Genomic DNA, 21018 nt, shown 5'->3' with positions numbered 1-21018 from the left:
AAGATGGATATTACTATTACGTGTTAGGAAATGAATATGCAAGAGTATCTGATTATGATGAAGCTCTTAAATATTACTATTGTTCTTTAAAGATAGCTAACGTAAAAAAGTTTAGATATATATATTATCCATATTTAGTCGTAAATATTATTAAGACACTTTATGTTCAAAAAAGATATTATGATGCAGTGAAGGTTATAGATGATGTAAGAGATACACTTCCTGATTATAAAGACATGTATTTCTTAGAATGTCTTTGTTATATAGAAATGTCCAAGCTTTCAAAGGCTAGTAAATCATTAGAGGCATATTTAAATTGCCCTGTAGGTAATTATGAATATCCATCTAATAATTACGAAAACTTCCATGATATACCTAAACTTGTTACTGATTTAAATAATGGATTAGTTCCTCATGATGAGGATATGCTTACAGTTTGGATTCCTATGGAAAAGTGGGATGAAAATATAGTTGAATGTATAAAAAGTGTAAATGAGATTGCACTAGAAGTAATAATTATTACTTCTAGATCTAACCTTATAAAAACAGATAAAATAAGACAAGTTGCTGCAAAGATATTAAAAGTTGCGCCTACTAATATCAATAAAAGCTTCCAAATGGCTATGAAAATGACTAGAGGTAAAAATGTATTAGTTATAAATCCAAATGAAGTATGTTCTCATGTATCTCAAATTCAAATAAGAAATCTTTTAAATGAAGAAGATATGGGAGAAGGTTTTGGACTTAGAATTTTAAATATGGAAACAGGGGAATATCAATTAAGATTTTCATTATTTAAAACTAATAAAAAGATGACAACAGCACAGGAGTATGAGGAGTATTTAAATAAGAGGGGATTAGAAGTTCAAGATATAGAAATATTAATTCATTCAAAGGCATTAAATGAGGGGGGAAGTTAATGGTTAATGTTTTAATAGGGATCCCAGTTCATCAATCACCAGAGGTATTAAAGGAGTTTTTAACTTCATTAAAGGAGTTAAACAAAAGTGGACTAACAGTTGAATATTGCTTTGTAGATGATAATAATGATGAGGAATCTAAAAAGCTTTTAAGAGATTTTTCTGAAAATATGGCAGGGGTAACTATTTTTGATAGTAAATATGATATAAATTATGTTTGTGATGATTATACTCATAGATGGTCAGAAGACTTAATAATGAAGGTAACTGATTTTAAAAATAAGATAATTGATTTTGCAAAAGAAAAGGAATATGATTATTTATTCTTTATAGATTCTGATATAGTTCTTCATCCAAAGACATTAAAGAGATTATTATCTACAGATAAAGAAATAATATCAAATATATTTTGGACTAAGTGGAATCCACAAATAGAGGAACTTCCTCAAGTTTGGTTAAAAGATGCATATACATTATATGATGCAAAAGAAAATGCAGTAATAACTCAAGGTGAAGTAGACAGATTAACCCTTGATTTCTTACAAAAATTAAAGAAGCCTGGGACTTATGAAGTAGGAGGATTAGGAGCTTGTACTTTAATTTCTAAGAGTGCATTAGAAAAGGGAGTAAACTTTAATCCAATTTATAATATATCCTTTTGGGGTGAAGATAGACATTTTTGTATAAGAGCAGCAGTTCTAGGAATTCAGCTTTATGTAGATACTTATTATCCAGCATATCATATTTATAGATCTGAAGATTTAGCTGGAGTAGCAGCATATAAGGCTAATAAGGAAAGAAGAGAAACAGAAATATTAGGAGCTAAGCTTTTAGATCAAATTATAGCTGGAGTTCAAGAAGCTAACCATTATAGCTATAAAGAAGATTTAAATACAAGTTTTACAAAGTATTTTACAAAGAAATGTGGATTAAAGCTTAAAGCTAAGCTTGAAGAAAATGATAAAAAGGTTAGAGAAGAAAAGCTTTTAAATAATCTCCAAGTTATGGAATGTCAGCTTACCTTCTATAATAATAACTCAATGGTTATAGCAACTCTTAAATATAATGAGCAAGGATATAAAAATGGATATAGCTACTACAAGGAAGCAGAAGGAGATTGTATTCTTTTAGTAGATCAAGAAGGAAATTGGTTAATAGATGATTGGAAGATGACAAAGAAAAGGATTCCAAACTTTATACCATTAGTAAGAAAGGTTAAAGAAGAAAATAATAGATTAACTCTTTCTATGATAGTTAAAAATGAAGGAAAGAGATATTTAAGAAGAGCATTAGAATCAGCTAAAGAATATATAGATGATGCTGTAATTATAGATGATGGAAGTACAGATAATACAGTAGAAATAATTAAAGAAGTATTAAAGGATATTCCATTTACTTTAATAGAAAACAAGGATTCTAAATTTAGTAATGAAATAGAATTAAGAAGGCAACAATGGTTTGAAACTATAGATACTAATCCAGATTGGATTTTATTCTTAGATGCAGATGAAATATTTGAAAATAAGTTTAAGGATGAAGTTAGAAAGATGATGAAAAATATAGAGGTAGATGGATATATCTTTAGATTATATGATTTCTGGGATGAAGATCATTATAGAGATGATGAGCTATGGTGCGCTCATAACACTTATAGATTATTTATGATTAGATATCAAAAGAACTTTAGATATATATTTACAGAAACTGCACAACATTGTGGTAGAATGCCAGCTAACTGTATGAAACTTTCTTATGCATTAAGTAATTTAAGATTAAAGCATTATGGATGGGCTAAACTTGAAGATAGATTAAATAAATATCGAAGGTATATGCAATTAGATCCAAATGGTGAATTTGGAAGTATGGATCAATATAAATCAATTTTAGATCCAACACCTAAGCTTGAAGCATGGAATGAAAATGAGTAAAAAGGATCTATAAACCTATGTATAATTGTAAAAAATGAAGAATCTAATATTGCTAGGTGTATATGAAGCTGTGAGCATAGAGCTGATGAAATAATAGTAGTTGATGGTAATATGACTTTAAATTATTTTTGCCAATATATTTATATCAAACTAATAAAAGGGGTTGTCTCGTAAATGATTTTTAATTATTTACGTAGATGACCTTTTTTATTTTAATATAAATAACATAATCTCTTTGTAACTTTAAATAGATATCTTACTGAAGCATTTTCTGATAGTATCAAAATTTATTTTCATAAGGCCCTTGTTCATATGTAGATAATAATTTTGAAAAATAAAATTATATATTTTTTATATTAAAATAAATTATAGTATTATTAAAAATATTTTGAAAATAATAAGGATTCTATCTAAAATTTGAGTTGAACCAATTACTTTTATTATTTTTAATATAAAACTATATACATATAGATAAATTTATGAAAATAATTTATTAAAAATATATACAGAAAATGAATGTTAAAAAATACAATATTTGACAAAAAAAGATATCTTTAATTAATATCATTTTGAGAGGCTTGAGGGAGTAATAATATGAAACAGATTATTTTAAAATCTACGTATAAACAAAATTTAGTTAAATCAAAATTAGAAGATTTAAAAATCTTATTGAATGTAAAAGGTTTTATTGCAAAATATTTAATACAAATTTTTTATTTACTCTTTAGAAATTCAGATGAGATAGAAGATTACATATATAATTTAATGAAGAATAAGGGGATAGAAATATGAGAGAAAAAATTACAGGAACTTTTATAGGAGTATTATGCTCAATTATATTCTTATTGTTAAATAAATTTGGTTTTAATATTATTGCTTCAATTATATTAGCTATTATTTTAAGTTTTATTATATTATTTATTGGTATTTTATTAAAAAAATATCTTGGAAATAAGTAGGGTGATAAAGCTTTGGATAAGAAGATTACAGTGTTAAGAAAAATAAGATATGTAATTACTATCTTTATAGTATTTTTATTTGTTTTATTAACTTTACTCGTTGGAATAAAAATTTTAAATAAATCCAACAGTTATTACAAATCAGAGGTCAATAACATGATTTCTGAAATTTCAGGAGAAGAACCACTAAGATTTAAGGGTGAAAGTATTATAGGTGATGAACAATTAATATATAATAATAAAATATTAGGGGGAATAACATATGTAAGCGTGATGAGTAATGATAAATTAATTACGGCAAATGCCTATGAGTTTGATGTGGAAATATTAAAGTTGGAGATAATATACATATTAAAGCAATTAATGGAAAATATTTTTATAGATATCCTATTGTTAAGGAGTTACAGATTATATATCAATAATCATAGGTGTTTTATCAAGTATAGTTCCTGCATATAGTGCTGTTGACTCAAATATGATAGATATATATGAGATAATAAAGTGGATTGTATAGAAAGAACAATGATAATTATAGCGATAAATAAGACAGTATAAATACATAAATAATATACAATAAGAGGTAAGGGTATAATGCATAAATATGTAAGAAAATTTACATTAAAGTTATATATTTACAAATAAGTGTAAAAGGGGTAAAATTAAAAGGGATAAAAAGAAAAATAAACCATAATTTGTAAAAAGATAATTAAATTGAATGTTTATTTGGAATTTTATTTTATTCTAAGATTTAAAAGCTTAGGGAGAATTTATGGAGGTGAGATTTTTTGAAATCAAAAAAATTATCAAGAATTATCACAGCTGCTTTAATTGCTAGTACAATGATGCTAAATAGCATATCTGTATTTGCAACTACTGGAGCTAGAAATGAAAAGGTAAACATAGCGTTAGGGAAATCTGTAGAAGCTTCAAGTGTTGAAGTAGAAAAATGGGGACCAAACATGGTTACAGATGGAGTTACTGATAGGGGATCAGATCCAACTAAGCCAGGGCAGTCAAGATGGTCAAGTAATGCTTTAAACAATGGTCAAAACCCACAATGGTTAGTTTTAGACTTAGGAGAAGTTAAGACTTTTGACGAAGTTGTAATTGAGTGGGAAAGAAATAATATTACATCTTATAAGGTAGAAATATCAGATGATAAGACTAATTGGACTTCAGTACATGAAGCTACAAACATTTCAGCTTTAAGAGATGTAATTGAATTAGACCAGGATTATTCAGCAAGATATATAAGAGTATATGTTGGAAATAATGATCCAAATGCAGTTGTTAAATGGGACAACGTATCAGTTTATGAAGTAGAAGTTTATGATAATGAAGGCGGAGAAGTTACTCCACCGGTTGAAGATGATACTCCAACTCAAGTAAACTTAGCTTATAATAAAACTGCAGTTTCATCAGCAAATGAAACAGCTGCTTTAAGTGCAGATAAGGTTGTAGATGGTGATACAGAATCAAGATCATCAAGATGGTCAAGTGGATCATTTAATGGTGGAAACAAGCAATGGATATATGTTGATTTAGGTAAAGAAATGAACTTTGATCACGTTAAGCTTTACTGGGAAGGAGCTAACGCTAAGGTATATGAAATCCAAACATCAAATGATGGAGAAAATTGGACAGCTGTTCATAGAAAGACTAATGCTCCAGGTGGTGTAGAAACTGTAAAGCTTTCTGAAAAAGAAAGAGCTAGATATGTAAGAGTATTCTGTGAAGAAAATAATCCAGCAGTTTGGACTTCAGTATCATTATATGAAGTAGAAATATATAATGGATTACCTGCTTCAATTGATGATGTAGTAACAACAATACAACCTAAGATTTCTGAAGATGGAACTAGACTTGAAATGCCAGCAGTTCCAGCTGGATATGAAGTTTCATTTATTGGAGCTGATTATAGCCAAATAATTGACAAGGATATGAACATTCATACTCCAATAGTTGATACAAAGGTAGTAGTAGACTTTGAAGTTACTAAGGATGGTAAAAAGAAGACTACTAATGGACTTGAATTAGTTGTTCCAGGAACATATAATGACCAAATTGGTACAAATGCTAAGCCACAAGTTATCCCAGAGCTTAGAGAATGGGCTCCAGGAAATGGTGACTTCACTATTACAGACACTACTAAAGTTGTAGTTAGTACTGAAGATGCAGAAGCTCTTAAGGATACAGCTGAAATATTTAAAGAAAATTATAGAGATATAATGGGTAAAGATATTGAAGTTGTTATATCAGACGAGCCAGAAGCAGGAGATATATACTTAACTTTAGGTTCAACATATGCTGCAACAGGTGAAGAAGGATATTATATAAATATTGGAGATACAGTAGAAATAGAAGGAAATCATCCAACAGGTGTTCTTCATGCTACAACTTCTATACTTCAAATATTAAAGCAAACAGAAAACACTCTTCCTCAAGGTTTAGTAAGAGATTACCCAAGATATGAAGTAAGAGGATTTATGCTAGATGTAGGAAGAAAGCCAATAACTATGGATTTCTTAGAAGAAATAACAAAAACTATGTCATGGTATAAAATGAATGACTTCCAAGTTCATTTAAATGATAACTATATTTGGGTAAATGAATACGGTGATGAAGCTATAGAAAAGGCTTATGCAGGCTTCCGTTTAGAATCAAATGATGTTGGTGCTAATGGTAAGAAGTTAACATCAGAGGATTTATTCTATACTAAGGAAGAGTTTTCTAACTATATAGATGAATCAAAGAAATATGGAGTTACTATAGTTCCAGAACTTGAAAGTCCAGCCCACGCATTATCATTTACAAAGGTGCATCCTGAGTATGCTTATGGAGATGGTTCAGGTGAACATGCAGCTATGTTAGATGTTAACAATCCAGAAGTTGTTGATTATGTAAAAGGTATATTTAGTGAATATGTAGATGGTGGAGAAGACTCAGTATTTAGAGATGCTCCAGTTCATATAGGTTCAGATGAGTTCTATGGAACTTCAGAAGAATACAGAAGATATACTGATGATATCTTAAAGTTCATGAGAGATGAAAAAGGAAGAACTACAAGAGTTTGGGGAAGCTTATCTCAAAAGAAAGGACAAACTCCTGTAACAGCTGAAAACATCCAAATGAATATTTGGAATACAGGTTGGGCTGATCCATCAGATATGTATAATCAAGGTTATGACTTAATCAATACTGATGATGGTAAATTATATATAGTTCCATCAGCAGGATACTATTATGATTATTTAAATACTCAAAATCTTTATGAAACTTGGGAAGTAAATAAATTCTCAAATGGAGATGTAATTCCAGCTGGTGCAGACCAAATGATAGGTGGAATGTTTGCAGTATGGAATGATATGATCGATAGAAAAGCTAATGGTATAGTTGAATATGATATTTATGATAGAGTATTACCAGCTATTCAAGCTTTATCAGAAAAAATGTGGGGTAGAGCTGAAGATAAGACTTATGCAGAATTTAAGTCTTTAGCTAAGACAATAGATATAGCTCCAAATTCAAATCCAAGATCAGAAGTAGACTCTAAGAGTGAAGTAGTTATGGACTACGGATTTAATGAGGATTTAACTTCATTAAAGGATGCTTCAGGAAATGATTATAATGTAGTTAAGACTGAAAATGTAGAATCAGTTAAGGGTCAAGATGGAAAGGCAGTTAAGTTAAATGGTGGATCAAGTTATGTGGAGTCTCCAGTAGATAACTTAGGACCAAACTATACAATTACTATGAAGGTTAAGAGAGCGGCAGATAGTGGAAATGAAGAGCAAGTATTATTTGAATCAGAAAAGGGTGCATTTAAGGCTGTTCAAAAAGAAACTGGAAAGGTTGGTTTCTCAAGAGAATTCTATGACTATTCATTTGATTATGAATTACCAGTTGGAGAATGGGTTGAATTAACTGTAATAGGTACACTTAATAAAACTATCCTTTATGTAAATGGACAATATGCTGATGAAATAAGTAAAGCAGGAACAGATGGAAAATATCATGGTACATTTGTATTCCCACTTGAAACTATAGGAAGTAAGACAAATTCATTTAAGGGTGAAATTGACGACTTAGAAGTTAGAAATGTTAAGACTTCAATAGAAGATAAGACTATAATTCCTCAAGAAAATATGACTGCAACTGCAACTTCAGAACAAAGTGGTTCAAGTGAAGGTCCTGCAAGTCTTGCTATTGATGGAAATGAATCAAGTATATGGCATACTAAGTGGTCACCAAATAAGGACGAGTTACCACAAAGTATTACTCTATCTTTAGGAAAAGAATACACTATAGACAAATTCTCTTACTTACCAAGACAAAATGGAAGCAATGGTAATATTACTTCATATGACCTTTTAGTAAGTACAGATGGTGTAAACTTTACTAAGATTCAAGAAGGAACTTGGGCAAATAATAATGCTTTAAAGAAAGCAGAATTTGAACCAGTACAAGCTACTCATGTAAAACTTACTGCTAAAGCAGGGGTTGGTGGATTTGCATCAGCAGCAGAACTTAATGTTCACCAAGTAATTGAAGAAGAAGTTGTAGAAACTGGAAAAGCAACTGTTAATGCATCAGATGAAGTATCAGTTAATGATACATTTAATGTAGCATTAGGATTAAATGAAATTACTGAAGGAAATGAATACTATTCAGCAGAATATACATTCACTTATAACCCAGAAGTATTTGAATTTAAAGGAGCTACAGCTACAAATGAAACTTTATTTGTAAATAGTTCAGAAGTAACTCCAGGTCAAGTTAGAATAGTAGTAGCTTCATTAGGAACTCCTATTGTTAATGGAACTGACTTAGTAAATGTTTCATTAAAAGCTTTAGCTAAGGCTGATGCAGAAGCTCTAAACACAACTGTTCAAGTTGGAGATGGAGATGGAAAAGTTGTAGAATTAGAAGCAGGAAGCAAAAACGTAACTGTTAAAGAAAATGCACCTGAAGAAATAATAGTTTCTAAGGTTAGCAACTTAAAGGCTTCAGAAGTAACTAATTCATCAGTTAAATTAACATGGAATGCTCCAGTAAGCACTAATGGATTAACTGAATATGTAATTTATAAAGATGGTAAGATTCATGCTACAATTCCAGCAGACAATGCAGAATTAGTAGTTGATGGATTAAGAAGTAATAGTATCTATGGATTCAAAGTAGTTGCTAAATACTCAAACGGACAAGAATCAAAACCAGTATCATTAAATGTAAGAACTACAAAATAATATTATTAGTAAATCAATAAAAAAGTAAAAGTGGAGTAAGGACACAGTAAGTATCCTTACTCCACTTTCATTTATTTGATTTTACTTTTAGAATATTTTTTATATTAATATTGACTTATGGAAAATTGAGGAATATAATATTGAGTAATTACTCAATTAATTTACGGGTTTGTGAAAGAAGGAAAACAAAATGACTAAAAGAAGTGAACAAAAGGAAAAAAGAAGGATAGAAATAATATATAAAGGTTTAGATTTATTTGTACAAAAGGGCTATGCAGGAACTAAAACTAGTGAAATTGCAAAGGAATTAGGAATAAGTGAGGGGTTATTTTTTCATTATTTTCCTACTAAGGAAAGTCTTTATATAGAATTGGTAAAGCTAGGGGTTCAAGGTACAGAAATATTTGAAGGAGACATAGACAATCCATATGAATATTTATTTCAGATTTTAAAAGAATTTCTCGAAAGAACAAAAATGAACAGGCGGGTGGCTAAAATGTTTATTCTTGTAGACAGAGCTCAAAACAAAGAAACTACGCCACCAGCAGTGTATGAAGTAGCAAAGCAGGTTATCATTATTGAGGCTTCAGTACCAATAATTGAAAAGGGACAGAGCCTAGGTCAGTTTAGGGATGGTGATCCACTAGCTTTATCTTATGCATTTTGGAATGCTGTTCAAGGAAATATGGAGGAGCTAGCAAGAAAGGACGAAATGCCTGTACCAGAGCCAGATTGGCTAATGGCAATTTTAAAAAAGTAATTTTAATTATTTTTATAGCAGTGTGAATATATAATAGTGGCTTTGTGGAAGGTATTAAAAATAAGAGTCATTTGAATATGTATAGGCTTAATGAAGCAGAGATAGTGGTCAGTAGAAACGGTATATTTTCACTGCTTAAAAGGAATCTAAACCAAATAAAAGGAGAAATATTATGTTTGCAATTTTAGGTGGATTTTTATTTATTATAATAGCTATTTTGACAATGCTTGTAGCCATTGGGGCGCCCCTAGGTGAGTTTACCATGGGAGGACAGTTTAAGGTATTACCAAAGCCTTTTAGAATTATGGCGGTGATTTCATTTGTTATTCAAGTTTTCGCAGTTGTTATAATCTTACAGGCTGGAGGATTTATAAATACATGGTTTTCAGCAAAGACTACAAAGTATATTTGTATATTTTTTGCGGGTTATTTATTTATAAATACAGTGATGAATATTTCTTCAAAAAGCAAGAAGGAAAGGTATGTAATGACACCTCTTTCATTGATAGCAGCTATAAGCTTTTGGATAACAGCATATGGAATGTAATATATCTAAATGTTAAGGTCTTTCCAGATAAAGAAGTAGTGTACTTTGAAACGGATATTTATAAAATTAATTACCTAAAATAAAATCTATACAAGTACTTATTGAGTTTGGAGGAATATAAATTATGAAGATAGTTTACACAATAGCTTTAATACTATTTTTTATTGTTGCTTTGACAGCTTGTGGTGAACCTAAATTTAACGGAAACAGAACGGGGAATGAAAGCCAATTTTTAATGGATTATAGTGTATTTACTGGCTCAGATTTTCAGTTATTAAAATTGAAAGAGGGCGATAAAATAGATGTAGAAATAGTTAGTGAGTCTGGCAGAATAGATATTGAAGTGAAAATGGATAATAGGGAACCTATATATACTGGAAATGCTGCTACTGGTTCCTTTAAATTAACAGTGACTGAAAGTGGGATATATAAGTGTTCTGTAACAGGGAAGAATGCAAAAGGGAGTTTAAGTTTTGTAAAATAAGATAAGTAAATTTATTTGTATTTATTGAAATTCTATCATCTTTATACTTTTAAAATAAATTATATTAACTTAAATTTATCCTGTAAATTCCAATTTTGCTGTTTAATCAAATATTTTTAAAGTATAAAAGGTACTAAATGTGAGTGATTATAAACTCATATCTAGTATCTTTACTTTTTACTGAGATAACGAAATAGATGCATTACAAATCCAATGCTGCTATTATATATATATATATATTTTAAAATTTTGGTAAATATCTTACAATAGATATACGACAAACTTATAAAGGTTGTGTAAAGTGTATATAAGAGGGGATTAGGTAGCTTTAAATATGGATAATAAGGTAAAATTGTTAAAACAAATTATTTATATAGCAGGTGTTACACTTATTAGTATGGTGTTATTTTATAACAAACATAATAATGCTATGTTTATATTATGTTTATCTTTAATGATGTTATGGTGGATAGAAGGAACTTATTTTAATGAGAAAATGGTAAAGTATATCTATGGTCTATGGATTATGGAGTATAGTGTTATACTTATAATTTGTAGTAGAGAAGCAACAGGTATGTCTATTTTACTATTGCTATTAATGATTGGAGGGATTGTGTTATCGTATCCACTTAAAAAAAGTATATTTATAACAATAATAGCATACATGGGATATATTATTATGATGAGATTCTTCTATAAAGAACAGTATGATGCATATAACCTTTTTATGACCACTATGAATTTTATAATAGTGTATCTACTTATTTCAGCTATACGTTACCAAATGCTACAAAGAGGTAAGGCTCAAGAGACATCAAAGGAACTAAAGGAAAAGACAGAAGAGCTAGAAAATGCTTATAATAAGCTTCAGGAGTTTTATGAAAATAAGGAAGAAATGATATTGTTAAAAGAACGCAATAGAATAGCAGGAGAAATACATGATACAGTAGGTCATAGGTTAACAACTGTAATAGTTCAACTTGAGGCTACTAAAAGATTAATGTATGTAGATCAAGATAAAGCATCTGAAAAATTAGTATTAACGCAAACACTAGTAAGAGAAGGATTGCAAGATATACGTCAGGCTGTAAGAGCAATGAAAGAAGATAAATCTATGGTTAATTTTGAAGAGTATATGAAGGTTTTTATCGATGAAGTATCTAATAATAATAATGTGATTATAGAAAGTTATATAGAAACTTTACCAGCGTTGAATGATAAAATAAAAAATATGCTATTGAGGGGTTTACAAGAAGGAATTACTAATGGCATAAGACATGGTAAAAGTAAATGGTTTAAAGTAGATTTAGTTTGTGACAATGATGAGATTCAATTAAATATTCAAGATAGAGGAGTAGGTAATGAAGAGTTAGAATTTGGTTTTGGACTTTACAATATAGATAGAAAGGTAAAAGAATTAAAAGGAACTTTTGAAGTAAAATCTCATAAAGAGAATGGGACAAGTTTATTTGTTAAATTACCAATAAAGGGGGGCGAATAATGATACAAGTCATGATTGTAGATGATCAGACACTTATGAGAGATGGGTTAAAGACTATATTAGAATTAGAAGAAGACATGGAAGTAGTTGGTGTAGCAGCAAATGGTAAAGAAGCTTATGAACTTATAGATTCTACTAAGCCAAATATAATACTTATGGATATTAGAATGCCAGTTTTAAATGGTGTAGAAGCAACTAAAATGATTAAAAGAGACTATAAGGAAATAGGTATTATAATTTTAACAACTTTTGATACAGATGATTTAATTATAGAAGCTTTAGCAAGTGGTGCAGATGGATATATGCTCAAAGATATTGAAGGAAATCGATTAGTGGAAAGTATAAGAGATGCTTATAGAGGAGATACTATTCTTCCAGCAAAAATAGCAGCTAAACTAGTAGCTCGTTTAGTTAAAGGAGAAAGCAAAAAGAAGGAGGATACAGACAAAGCTCTAAATGAATTTGAACTAACAGAGCGGGAAAAAGATATTTGTCAGTTATTGATTGAGGGATTGAGTAATAAACAAATTTGTGAGAAGGTATATTTAAGTACAGGCACAGTAAAGAATTACATAACGAGTATCTACAATAAAGTGGGGGTAAGTAATCGAACAGCAGCGGTTTTATTATTAAAGAAGCTATTTTAATATGAGTTTAGATACTATGTATAACTTTAGTGCATAGACTTATAATAATTAAAAAGAGAATTCAATTATTTTGATTAAGGAATGAAAAATAGTTATAGGTAGATGTAAATGTTAGTGGTATTATATGCCACTTTATTTTTTTGACTAAAATTATGGGTAATTGTTAGAACTACGTAGAGTTAATTTGAATAATATAAGAATAAATGAGATAGGAGATAGCGATTTATGACCTATAATATGACCTTAGCTAATAGTCATATGACCTTTATTTTAAGTAAAATAATTTTGTTAGGGTAATAAGAGTGAGATATTAAAGAAATGATTAAGTTATATTTTGGGACATTAAGCTATTTTCTTTTTTGATAGAGTTTAGGGTAGAAAAAAGTAAGGGGGAAATTCAATGGAAAAAAAGGCAGCACCATATTATATTGCATCAGGAATTTTATTTTTAATTGCGTTTATTTTAAGCAAGAAATTTATTTTGTTAATTTTACCAATATCCCTTATTGTTATAGGCGTTACCATGAAGATTAAAAATAGGAGTAATTAGTATTAATATGGATAGATTGAATAAAGATGAGAATAAGGGAGAGAGGTAATATTACTTTGAAAGTACTTTTTAAAATATTAAAATATATTGGTTTAGGATTAGGAGTGTTAATTATTGTAATAATATCTATAACTTTAATTAAGCGATTAATAAAATCATCTCAAATTAAAATCAATACAGTCAATGGAATAGATAAGGGTGAATATGTTAACTTAGGTGGAATTGAGCAATATGTACAAATAAGAGGTGAGGATAGTAGTAATCCATTTGTTATATTTTTACATGGTGGTCCAGGTAATACAATGACACCAACAGCATTTGATTACCAAAGATATTTACAGTCTGAATATACATTTGTTAATTGGGACCAACGAGGTTGTGGAAGAACTTATTATAATAATGAAGATTTAGATGTTAAAACAGAACTTTCTATGGATATTTTATTAAATGATTTGGATAATTTAGTAGACTATATAAGAAATAAGTTTAATAAAGATAAAGTTATAATTATGGGACATTCATGGGGGGCGTTGCTGGGAAGTAAATATATCTTAGATCACCCAGAAAAAGTTTCAAATTATATAGGTGTTGGACAAGTAGTTTCACTTAAAGATGGATATATATATTCTGCTGACCAAGCTATTATAAAAGCAAATGAGAATGGAGATAAAGAAATTGCAAATAAGCTACAGAATGTAAAGAATATTTTTGAAAATACATCTAAAGTAGAAGAGTTTGATTTTAATAATTTTGTTCAAATGCAACAATACACTATGAAATATAATAGGTATAAAGGAGAATTATCAACCTTTAAAATGATAAGTACAATACTTACTTCACCATATTTGTCTATTAAAGATTTACAATGGTTTTTTAAAAGTAATAATCCTGATACTTTACTTAAACTTCAAGAGCCTTTATTACAGAAGTGCTTTTTTGAATTAGGCATAAATGATTTTGGCAATAAATATGAGGTGCCAGTAAACTATATTACTGGAGAATATGATGTTTCTACGCCTGTTGGTATATTAGAACCTTATTATAATGCAGTTGAAGCACCAGAAAAATCATTAACTATAATACCTAATGCCGGACACCTGGTATTTATGGAAAATCCAGAAGAATTTCATATAGTGTTTCGAGAAATTCTAAGCAAAAATAAAGATAAATATTAAATTAAAGAAATATAGATCAAGATAAGGAATTAAGGTAAAAGTGTATTAGTTTAATGTAAGGGGAGGTTAACAATGAAAAGGGGGAAAAGAATAATGTTCACCATATTAGTATTTATAATAATAGCTGTAGTAGTTTATTGGATAATTCCATACTCACCATATAAAGAGAAGTTCGATAATTATATGAAGAGTAGAGCTAGTAAAATTAGCATTTCAAGTGAAATTTGCATAGCGGAAGAAATTAAGCAGTTACCTGAATTATTGCAAAAACACTGTGATTATATAGGGTTAGAAGGCTTCACTAAATACCAAGTGGTAAATACAGATTTTGAACATACTAATTTTGTGTTTGATGCTAGCAAGGGTAAGGTTATGGATATGGATTATGATTTATGGCTTTTTTATGATAAACCTTATCGTAGTGCATATTGCACTTCTAGGATGTATGGGGTTCCCTTTGATGGAATTGATTATTGTACCGAGGATAAACAAGGCGGAATGAGAGGTATAGTTGGAAAAGCAGTACAAATATTTGATATCCGTGATAAGCAAGGTTATATAGCAAGTTTGATTTCATGGCTTGCAGAATCAGCAGCAATTAATCCTAGCTCATTTCTTTCACCTTATGTTAAGTATGAAGAAGTAAATGATACACAGGTGAAGGCTACAATAACATATAATGGTGTTGAAGGAAGTGGAATCTTCACCTTTAATGAAACTGGAGTAATTACAAAGTTTGAAAGTGATGAGCGACAGGTTGAAGAAATTAATGGGGTGAAGACTTTTATTGGGTGGCGTTGTGATTATGAGAAATATGAAGAACATAACGGAATTATGGTGCCATCAGTTGTAAGAAGTGTTAAGGTTTATCCAAATAAAAAAGAAGTAGTATATTTTGAAGCAGAGAATTATAAAATTAATTACTTGAAATAAAATCCACACAAGTATTTATTAAGTTCGGAGGTGATATTAATGGAAATTGGACAAGCAAGTGAAAGAGAATTATTAAGTTTATGGAAAGAAACAGAAGAAACCATGAAATCAATCACTCATTTTTTTTATAATAACACTAAGGCTGGAAGTGTTGAATTTTGGACATTAAATAAAGATAATGAATTTGCACATGGATATTCAAGTGTGTTTGAAAATAATGAGCTGACATACGACGAGGAAACCATATCGTCTGATTTAGACTTGATAATTGATAGCGTAGGTTATGTATTAAAAGGAGGATTGTTATAATATGTATACTTTGTATAAAAAGAATGAATCATGGTTTGCAGTATTATCCATTATTATTTTTGTTGTAGGTAGTAGCATAGCAGATAGCTTGTCAAAAAGTGTGGGAATTGCGAAATCAATTACATCATTGTTTCACTTAGTTCTTTTTGCGATAATTTTTTTATTTATCAAAAAAAACAATCTGTTTCAATACTATGGACTGTGCAAGTCAAATTTGCCTGCAAAAAAGGTTTTGTACTATTTTCCTCTTGTTATTATAGCATCTGTTAACCTATGGTTTGGTGTGAAAATGAATTTTACCCCCATAGAAACACTGTTCTTTATATTATCCATGCTTCTTGTGGGATTTTTAGAGGAAGTTATATTTAGAGGTTTCTTGTTTAAGGCCATGTGCAAAGACAATGTGAAAACTGCCATTATAGTTTCAAGCCTTACCTTTGGTATCGGGCATATTGTTAATCTATTTAATGGGAGTGGCGCAGAGCTAATTCCTAACCTATGCCAAGTAGGTTATGCCATAGCAATCGGATTTATGTTTGTAATGTTATTTTATCGCGGAAAATCACTATGGCCTTGTATAATAACGCACAGTGTTTTAAATTCGCTGGGTGCATTTTCAAATACGGAGATGGCAGAAACCTATCGTATTCCTGTAGCGATTATACTGATTGTTGTTTCGTTAGGATACGGTCTATTTCTAATCAAAAGAACACCTAACCCGTAGAGTATGAACATAATACGAAGAGCGTTAAATTCCAATAAGTCGGATAGTTTATCTTTATAAAAAATTTATGTTTATTTTTTATAAAAGTCTAATATAACATAAATAAGAAAAGCTTAGTGTTAGATCACTAGGCAATCCTTAAAACGTTTTTAGTTTTAGGGCTATTGGTTTCGATTAAATAATTTTAATTTAGAAAAAGCACAATTATTCTTGGTGGGAGTATGTGCTTTTTTTATGTTTTAAAAGATAATTTAAAGTATTTAGAACCTATATTAAATTTAAAGTCTAATTTTTAGGGGTGTTTAATGAGAATTTAATTCCAATTATACTATGAGTAAAATTTTATTGTGGAAAAAATTTTAATATTAGGGTACGTGAAAAACTATAAAATTATTAAATATAAAAATTAAAAAAAATTACTAAAAACTTCGAAAGTTACAAATAACTCTTGAAAAGTCATAAAAAGTCGTATAAAAGCTGTAAACAGATTACAAGAAAAGTAAGATTTCCATAATATTATATGATAAAATAATATCAATGATTATATATTATATGGAAATAATGTTAAAAAATAATAAAGGTGGTGTAAATTGGTCGTAACAAGACATTTTAGATAATATTATGATAATCATTTAAAACAAATAAGGGGGAAAATATATGACAAAAGGTAAAAACAACAAGTTTTTCAAAACATTAACAAGAATGTTATCTGTAATTTTCATATTCACGCTTATTAGCCCAAATAGCTTTGCTCCAAAGGCTGATGGAAGTGTGGAAGTTGTAGAAAAGATAATAAATGATTTTGAAACAGGGGATGGAATTAATAAATTTTCATATTCAAGTGGATGGTCAACAAGCACAAATTTACCAAACTTATTTTATAATGGAGATGAACATTGGGTAGTAATAGGGAAGGATGCAGCAAATGCAGCTAATTACTATTACAATGTAAAATTTGAAGGAAGTAAAATAGAGTTATACGGTGACAAAGGTCCTATGCTTGGAAACTATGCAGTTTCTATAGATGGTGGAGAAGAAGTTATAATAGATGCTTATAATAGCACAAAACTTCATCAGGAAAAGTTATTCGAAAGTGAAGAGTTAGAAAACGGAATTCACACTGTAAAGGTTAGAGGGACTGGTGTGGGAACTGGTAATTCAGCAGATATGCAAGTTGATTTTGCAAAGGTATACAAGTCTAAATCAATGGCAAATGGTGTTCATTTATCAATGAATGAAGTAGAGTTAGAAATTGGATCAATCCAAAACTTAATAGCTACAGTAACACCAGAAGAAGCAATCAACAAGGAAGTTGTATGGACAAGTGAAGATGAAAGTATCGTTACAGTAAATGGTGGGTTATTAGAAGCTAGAGGAATTGGTGAAGCAAAGGTAATTGCTACAGTTAAAGATACTAGTATAACAGCAGAATGTAATGTAAAAGTTACAGCACCTTCTACTGAAAAGATGTATACAACTATGATTAATGATTCAAGTATTGGATCAGGAATAAATCAATTTAGATATACTGGAGCTTGGGGAACAGGTTCAGGTGCAGGTTTCTATGGTGGAGATGAGCATTGGTCATCTATAAGAAAAGGAGACACTAATGCTAAAAACAACTATTTTGAAGTTAAGTTTACAGGAAACAAAATAGAACTTTACGGAACTACTGGACCTAAGCATGGAATATATGCAGTATCAATAGATGGCGGAGAAGAAGTTGAAGTAGATGCATATAGTGGTTCAAGAATAGATCAACAAAAAATATTTGAAAGTGGAAAGTTAGCTTATGGAACTCATACATTAAAGTTAAGAGGAACAGGAAAAGCTACAGGAAGCGAAGCATCAATTCAAATAGATGCGGCTAAAGTTTACCACAAGGAAATTAAAGCAGAAAGTATTGAAATGAAAAACAAGGGTGTTTCATTAGAAAGAGGATTAGAAACTAAGTTAGAGGTTATTTTCAATCCAAATAATACTTCAATTAAAGATTTAGAATGGTCATCAAGTGACGAAAGCGTAGCAACAGTTTCAGATAATGGAGCAGTATTAGCTAATGAAGTTGGAGAAGCTACTATCACAGCTAAATTAATAAATACTGACTTAACAGCTACATGTAAGATTACAGTAACTGAAGGAAATGAGTATTTAACAGGATATATTGGAACTACTGAAAGACATAATTTCCAAGAGAAATATGGAGATTACGTTGGAATATACAATAATTCAGAAGATCTAGTAGCATGGAAGGGCGACAAAGCTATTTCAAAGCTAGTTCTTTTATCAAAGAAAAACGGTGCAAACAACATTACTGTAAAAGCTAGTAACTTTACTAACGAAAAAGGTAATGTTATAGATGGATCAAATGTAACAGCTACATTCTTAAAAGATGTTAGCGCTACTTTAGGTGGAGTACAACCAGGTGAAGGTTTTGGACAAGTAATTCCAAACCAACCAAGACAAGATGTAGCAGAAATACTATACACAACTGAACCAGTTTCAGTTGAAGGAAATAAACTTCAACAAGTATGGGTAGACTTCAACATTCCAAGAGATGCTGAAAGCGGAGTTTACACAGGATCATTAGAAATTACTGCTGATGGTTTAGAAGAAGGTTTAGTATTTGATTACCAAATCGAAGTATTAAACTTAACTCAACCAAGCTATGAAGAATCAAAATTCCACTTAGACTTATGGCAATATCCATATTCATCAGCTAGATATTACGAAGTAGAGCCTTTCTCAGAAGAGCACTTTGAAATATTAAAGCCTCATATGGAATTATACAAAAATTCAGGTGGTAAAACTATAACAACAACTATAGTTGAAGATGCTTGGAATAACCAAACTTATGATAAATATACGTCAATGGTTAAGTGGACTAAAAAGACAGATGGAACATTTGCCTTTGATTTTACTGACTTTGATAAATGGGTAGCATTTAACTTAGAACTTGGAATAAACAAGCAAATCAGTGCATTTAGTATAGTTCCACTAGAAAATAGATTAATCTACTTAGATGAAGCAACAGGAAAGATGGTAGAAGAAAAACATTATCCAGGTACTGATGGATGGACAAATATGTGGGATCAATTCTTAACAACATTTGTTTCACACTTAGACCAAAAAGGTTGGTTTGACATGGTTTATATAGCTATGGATGAAAGACCAGTAAACCAAATGATTCCAGCGTTAAACCTTATTGAAAGTAAGCCAAACAAAGATGGTCATACTTTAAAAGTATCAGGTGCAATGAATTATTCAACAATGGATAGAAATTTATTAAATAGAATTCATGATATCTCAATTCACGCAGCACACACTAATCATACTAACGGAGAAGTTAAGAGATTAGCTGAAGAAAGAAGAGAATTAGGATTAACTACAACATTATATACTTGTACAGGATCATATCCTTCAAACTTCACAAGAAGTGAGCCATCAGATAACATTTGGACAATCTGGTACTCAGCTTACCACAATACAGATGGATATTTAAGATGGGCATTAGACTCATGGACAGAAAATCCTTTAGAGGATTCAAGTCACTGGTACTTTGAAGCTGGAGATACTTTCTTAGTATATCCAGGGGATAAGGGAACTGACAATATTCAGCCAAGATCAAGTGTAAGATTAGAAAAAATGGCTGAAGCTATAAGAGACGTTGAAAAGGTAAATTACCTAAAAGAAAACGCTCCAGAGCTTGCAGCAGAAATAGAAGCTTTATTAGGAAGCATTAATAGATACGGTGGTTATGGAAATGGCTACGGTATGGCTGAAGGTTCAGAAGCTACTAAACAAGCAATAGCTGATGAAGCAGTAAGAGTTAAAAATGAAGTAGCAAGACTTTCGAAGAAATATGTTGATTTAATCAATGTTCCAGTTGAATCTGTTACTTTAGATAAGACAGAAGTTAGTTTAGAAGAAGGAAATACAGAAGCTTTAGTTGCAACTGTAATGCCAGAAACAGCAACTAATAAAAATGTAACTTGGACTTCTTCAAATGAAGAAGTAGCTTTAGTTAATGAAGCTGGTGTTGTAACAGGAGTTAAGGCTGGTACAGCTGTAATTACTGTTACTACTGAAGATGGAGCTAAAGTAGCAGAATGTTCAGTTACTGTTGTTAAACCTTCAGGTGAAATAGTAGTAAACAAGCCAATCAACTTAAAGGCTAAAGAAGTTACAGAAAACTTAGTATCATTAAGTTGGGAAAGACCAACTACTACAGAAGGTCTAGTAGGTTATGTTATTTATAAAGATGGTAAGATAATTGATGAAGTTACTACTGAAGAATATAGTGTAGATGGATTAAAATCAAACACTATTTATGGA

General features: G+C 30.0%; 17 protein-coding genes. All 17 read left to right on the top strand.

Annotation, left to right across the window (positions count from 1 at the left end; genetic code table 11):
- A partial coding sequence (locus tag ACRDBA_RS10055) for a hypothetical protein (protein WP_438572791.1) occupies positions 1-920 on the top strand: 920 nt, incomplete at its 5' end.
- Positions 920-2848 (top strand): glycosyltransferase family 2 protein, encoded by a 1929-nt coding sequence (locus tag ACRDBA_RS10050; protein ID WP_438572790.1) that lies wholly within the window; start codon positions 920-922, stop codon positions 2846-2848. The genes ACRDBA_RS10055 and ACRDBA_RS10050, both read left to right, overlap by 1 nt.
- A 594-nt stretch (positions 2849-3442) precedes the next feature.
- Positions 3443-3640, top strand: coding sequence for a hypothetical protein (locus tag ACRDBA_RS10045; protein ID WP_438572789.1), 198 nt, complete (start codon positions 3443-3445; stop codon positions 3638-3640).
- Positions 3637-3807, top strand: a complete 171-nt coding sequence (locus ACRDBA_RS10040) for a hypothetical protein (RefSeq protein WP_438572788.1) — start codon at positions 3637-3639, stop codon at positions 3805-3807. Before ACRDBA_RS10045 ends, ACRDBA_RS10040 begins: the two co-directional genes overlap by 4 nt.
- A gap of 12 nt (positions 3808-3819) precedes the next feature.
- Positions 3820-4266 carry a hypothetical protein gene (locus ACRDBA_RS10035; RefSeq protein ID WP_438572787.1) on the top strand — a complete coding sequence of 149 codons (447 nt, stop codon included), beginning with the start codon at positions 3820-3822 and terminating at the stop codon, positions 4264-4266.
- A gap of 326 nt (positions 4267-4592) precedes the next feature.
- A complete protein-coding gene (locus ACRDBA_RS10030; RefSeq protein ID WP_438572786.1) occupies positions 4593-9053 on the top strand; it encodes a discoidin domain-containing protein in 4461 nt (1486 codons plus the stop codon).
- A gap of 190 nt (positions 9054-9243) precedes the next feature.
- The gene (locus ACRDBA_RS10025) at positions 9244-9813 is read left to right on the top strand and encodes a TetR/AcrR family transcriptional regulator (protein ID WP_438572785.1); all 570 of its coding nucleotides are present in this window, start codon (positions 9244-9246) and stop codon (positions 9811-9813) included.
- Between the two features lie 172 nt (positions 9814-9985).
- On the top strand, positions 9986-10360 hold the full coding sequence (locus ACRDBA_RS10020) for a hypothetical protein (RefSeq protein WP_438572784.1): 375 nt from the start codon (positions 9986-9988) through the stop codon (positions 10358-10360).
- Positions 10361-10484: 124 nt separating this feature from the next.
- Positions 10485-10844 (top strand): hypothetical protein, encoded by a 360-nt coding sequence (locus ACRDBA_RS10015; RefSeq protein ID WP_438572783.1) that lies wholly within the window; start codon positions 10485-10487, stop codon positions 10842-10844.
- 334 nt (positions 10845-11178) lie between these two features.
- Positions 11179-12345, top strand: a complete 1167-nt coding sequence (locus tag ACRDBA_RS10010; protein ID WP_438572782.1) for a sensor histidine kinase — start codon at positions 11179-11181, stop codon at positions 12343-12345.
- Positions 12345-12992 (top strand): response regulator, encoded by a 648-nt coding sequence (locus tag ACRDBA_RS10005; protein ID WP_438572781.1) that lies wholly within the window; start codon positions 12345-12347, stop codon positions 12990-12992. Before ACRDBA_RS10010 ends, ACRDBA_RS10005 begins: the two co-directional genes overlap by 1 nt.
- A 400-nt stretch (positions 12993-13392) precedes the next feature.
- A complete protein-coding gene (locus ACRDBA_RS10000) occupies positions 13393-13542 on the top strand; it encodes a hypothetical protein (protein WP_438572780.1) in 150 nt (49 codons plus the stop codon).
- A 56-nt stretch (positions 13543-13598) separates the two neighbouring features.
- Positions 13599-14717: an alpha/beta fold hydrolase gene (locus ACRDBA_RS09995; RefSeq protein WP_438572779.1), complete on the top strand. Its 1119-nt coding sequence runs from the start codon at positions 13599-13601 to the stop codon at positions 14715-14717.
- 72 nt (positions 14718-14789) lie between these two features.
- The gene (locus ACRDBA_RS09990) at positions 14790-15650 is read left to right on the top strand and encodes a DUF6544 family protein (RefSeq protein ID WP_438572778.1); all 861 of its coding nucleotides are present in this window, start codon (positions 14790-14792) and stop codon (positions 15648-15650) included.
- A gap of 39 nt (positions 15651-15689) precedes the next feature.
- A complete protein-coding gene (locus ACRDBA_RS09985; protein WP_438572777.1) occupies positions 15690-15959 on the top strand; it encodes a hypothetical protein in 270 nt (89 codons plus the stop codon).
- A 1-nt stretch (position 15960) separates the two neighbouring features.
- A complete protein-coding gene (locus ACRDBA_RS09980; RefSeq protein ID WP_438572776.1) occupies positions 15961-16683 on the top strand; it encodes a lysostaphin resistance A-like protein in 723 nt (240 codons plus the stop codon).
- A 657-nt stretch (positions 16684-17340) separates the two neighbouring features.
- Positions 17341-21018: glycoside hydrolase domain-containing protein (locus ACRDBA_RS09975; protein WP_438572775.1), on the top strand; the 3678-nt coding region annotated here is incomplete at its 3' end.

The organism is Clostridium sp., from assembly GCF_051654825.1.
GTDB lineage: Bacteria > Bacillota > Clostridia > Clostridiales > Clostridiaceae > Clostridium.
Note: the sequence above shows the minus strand (reverse complement) of the source record. Positions and strands in the feature narration are given on the sequence as shown.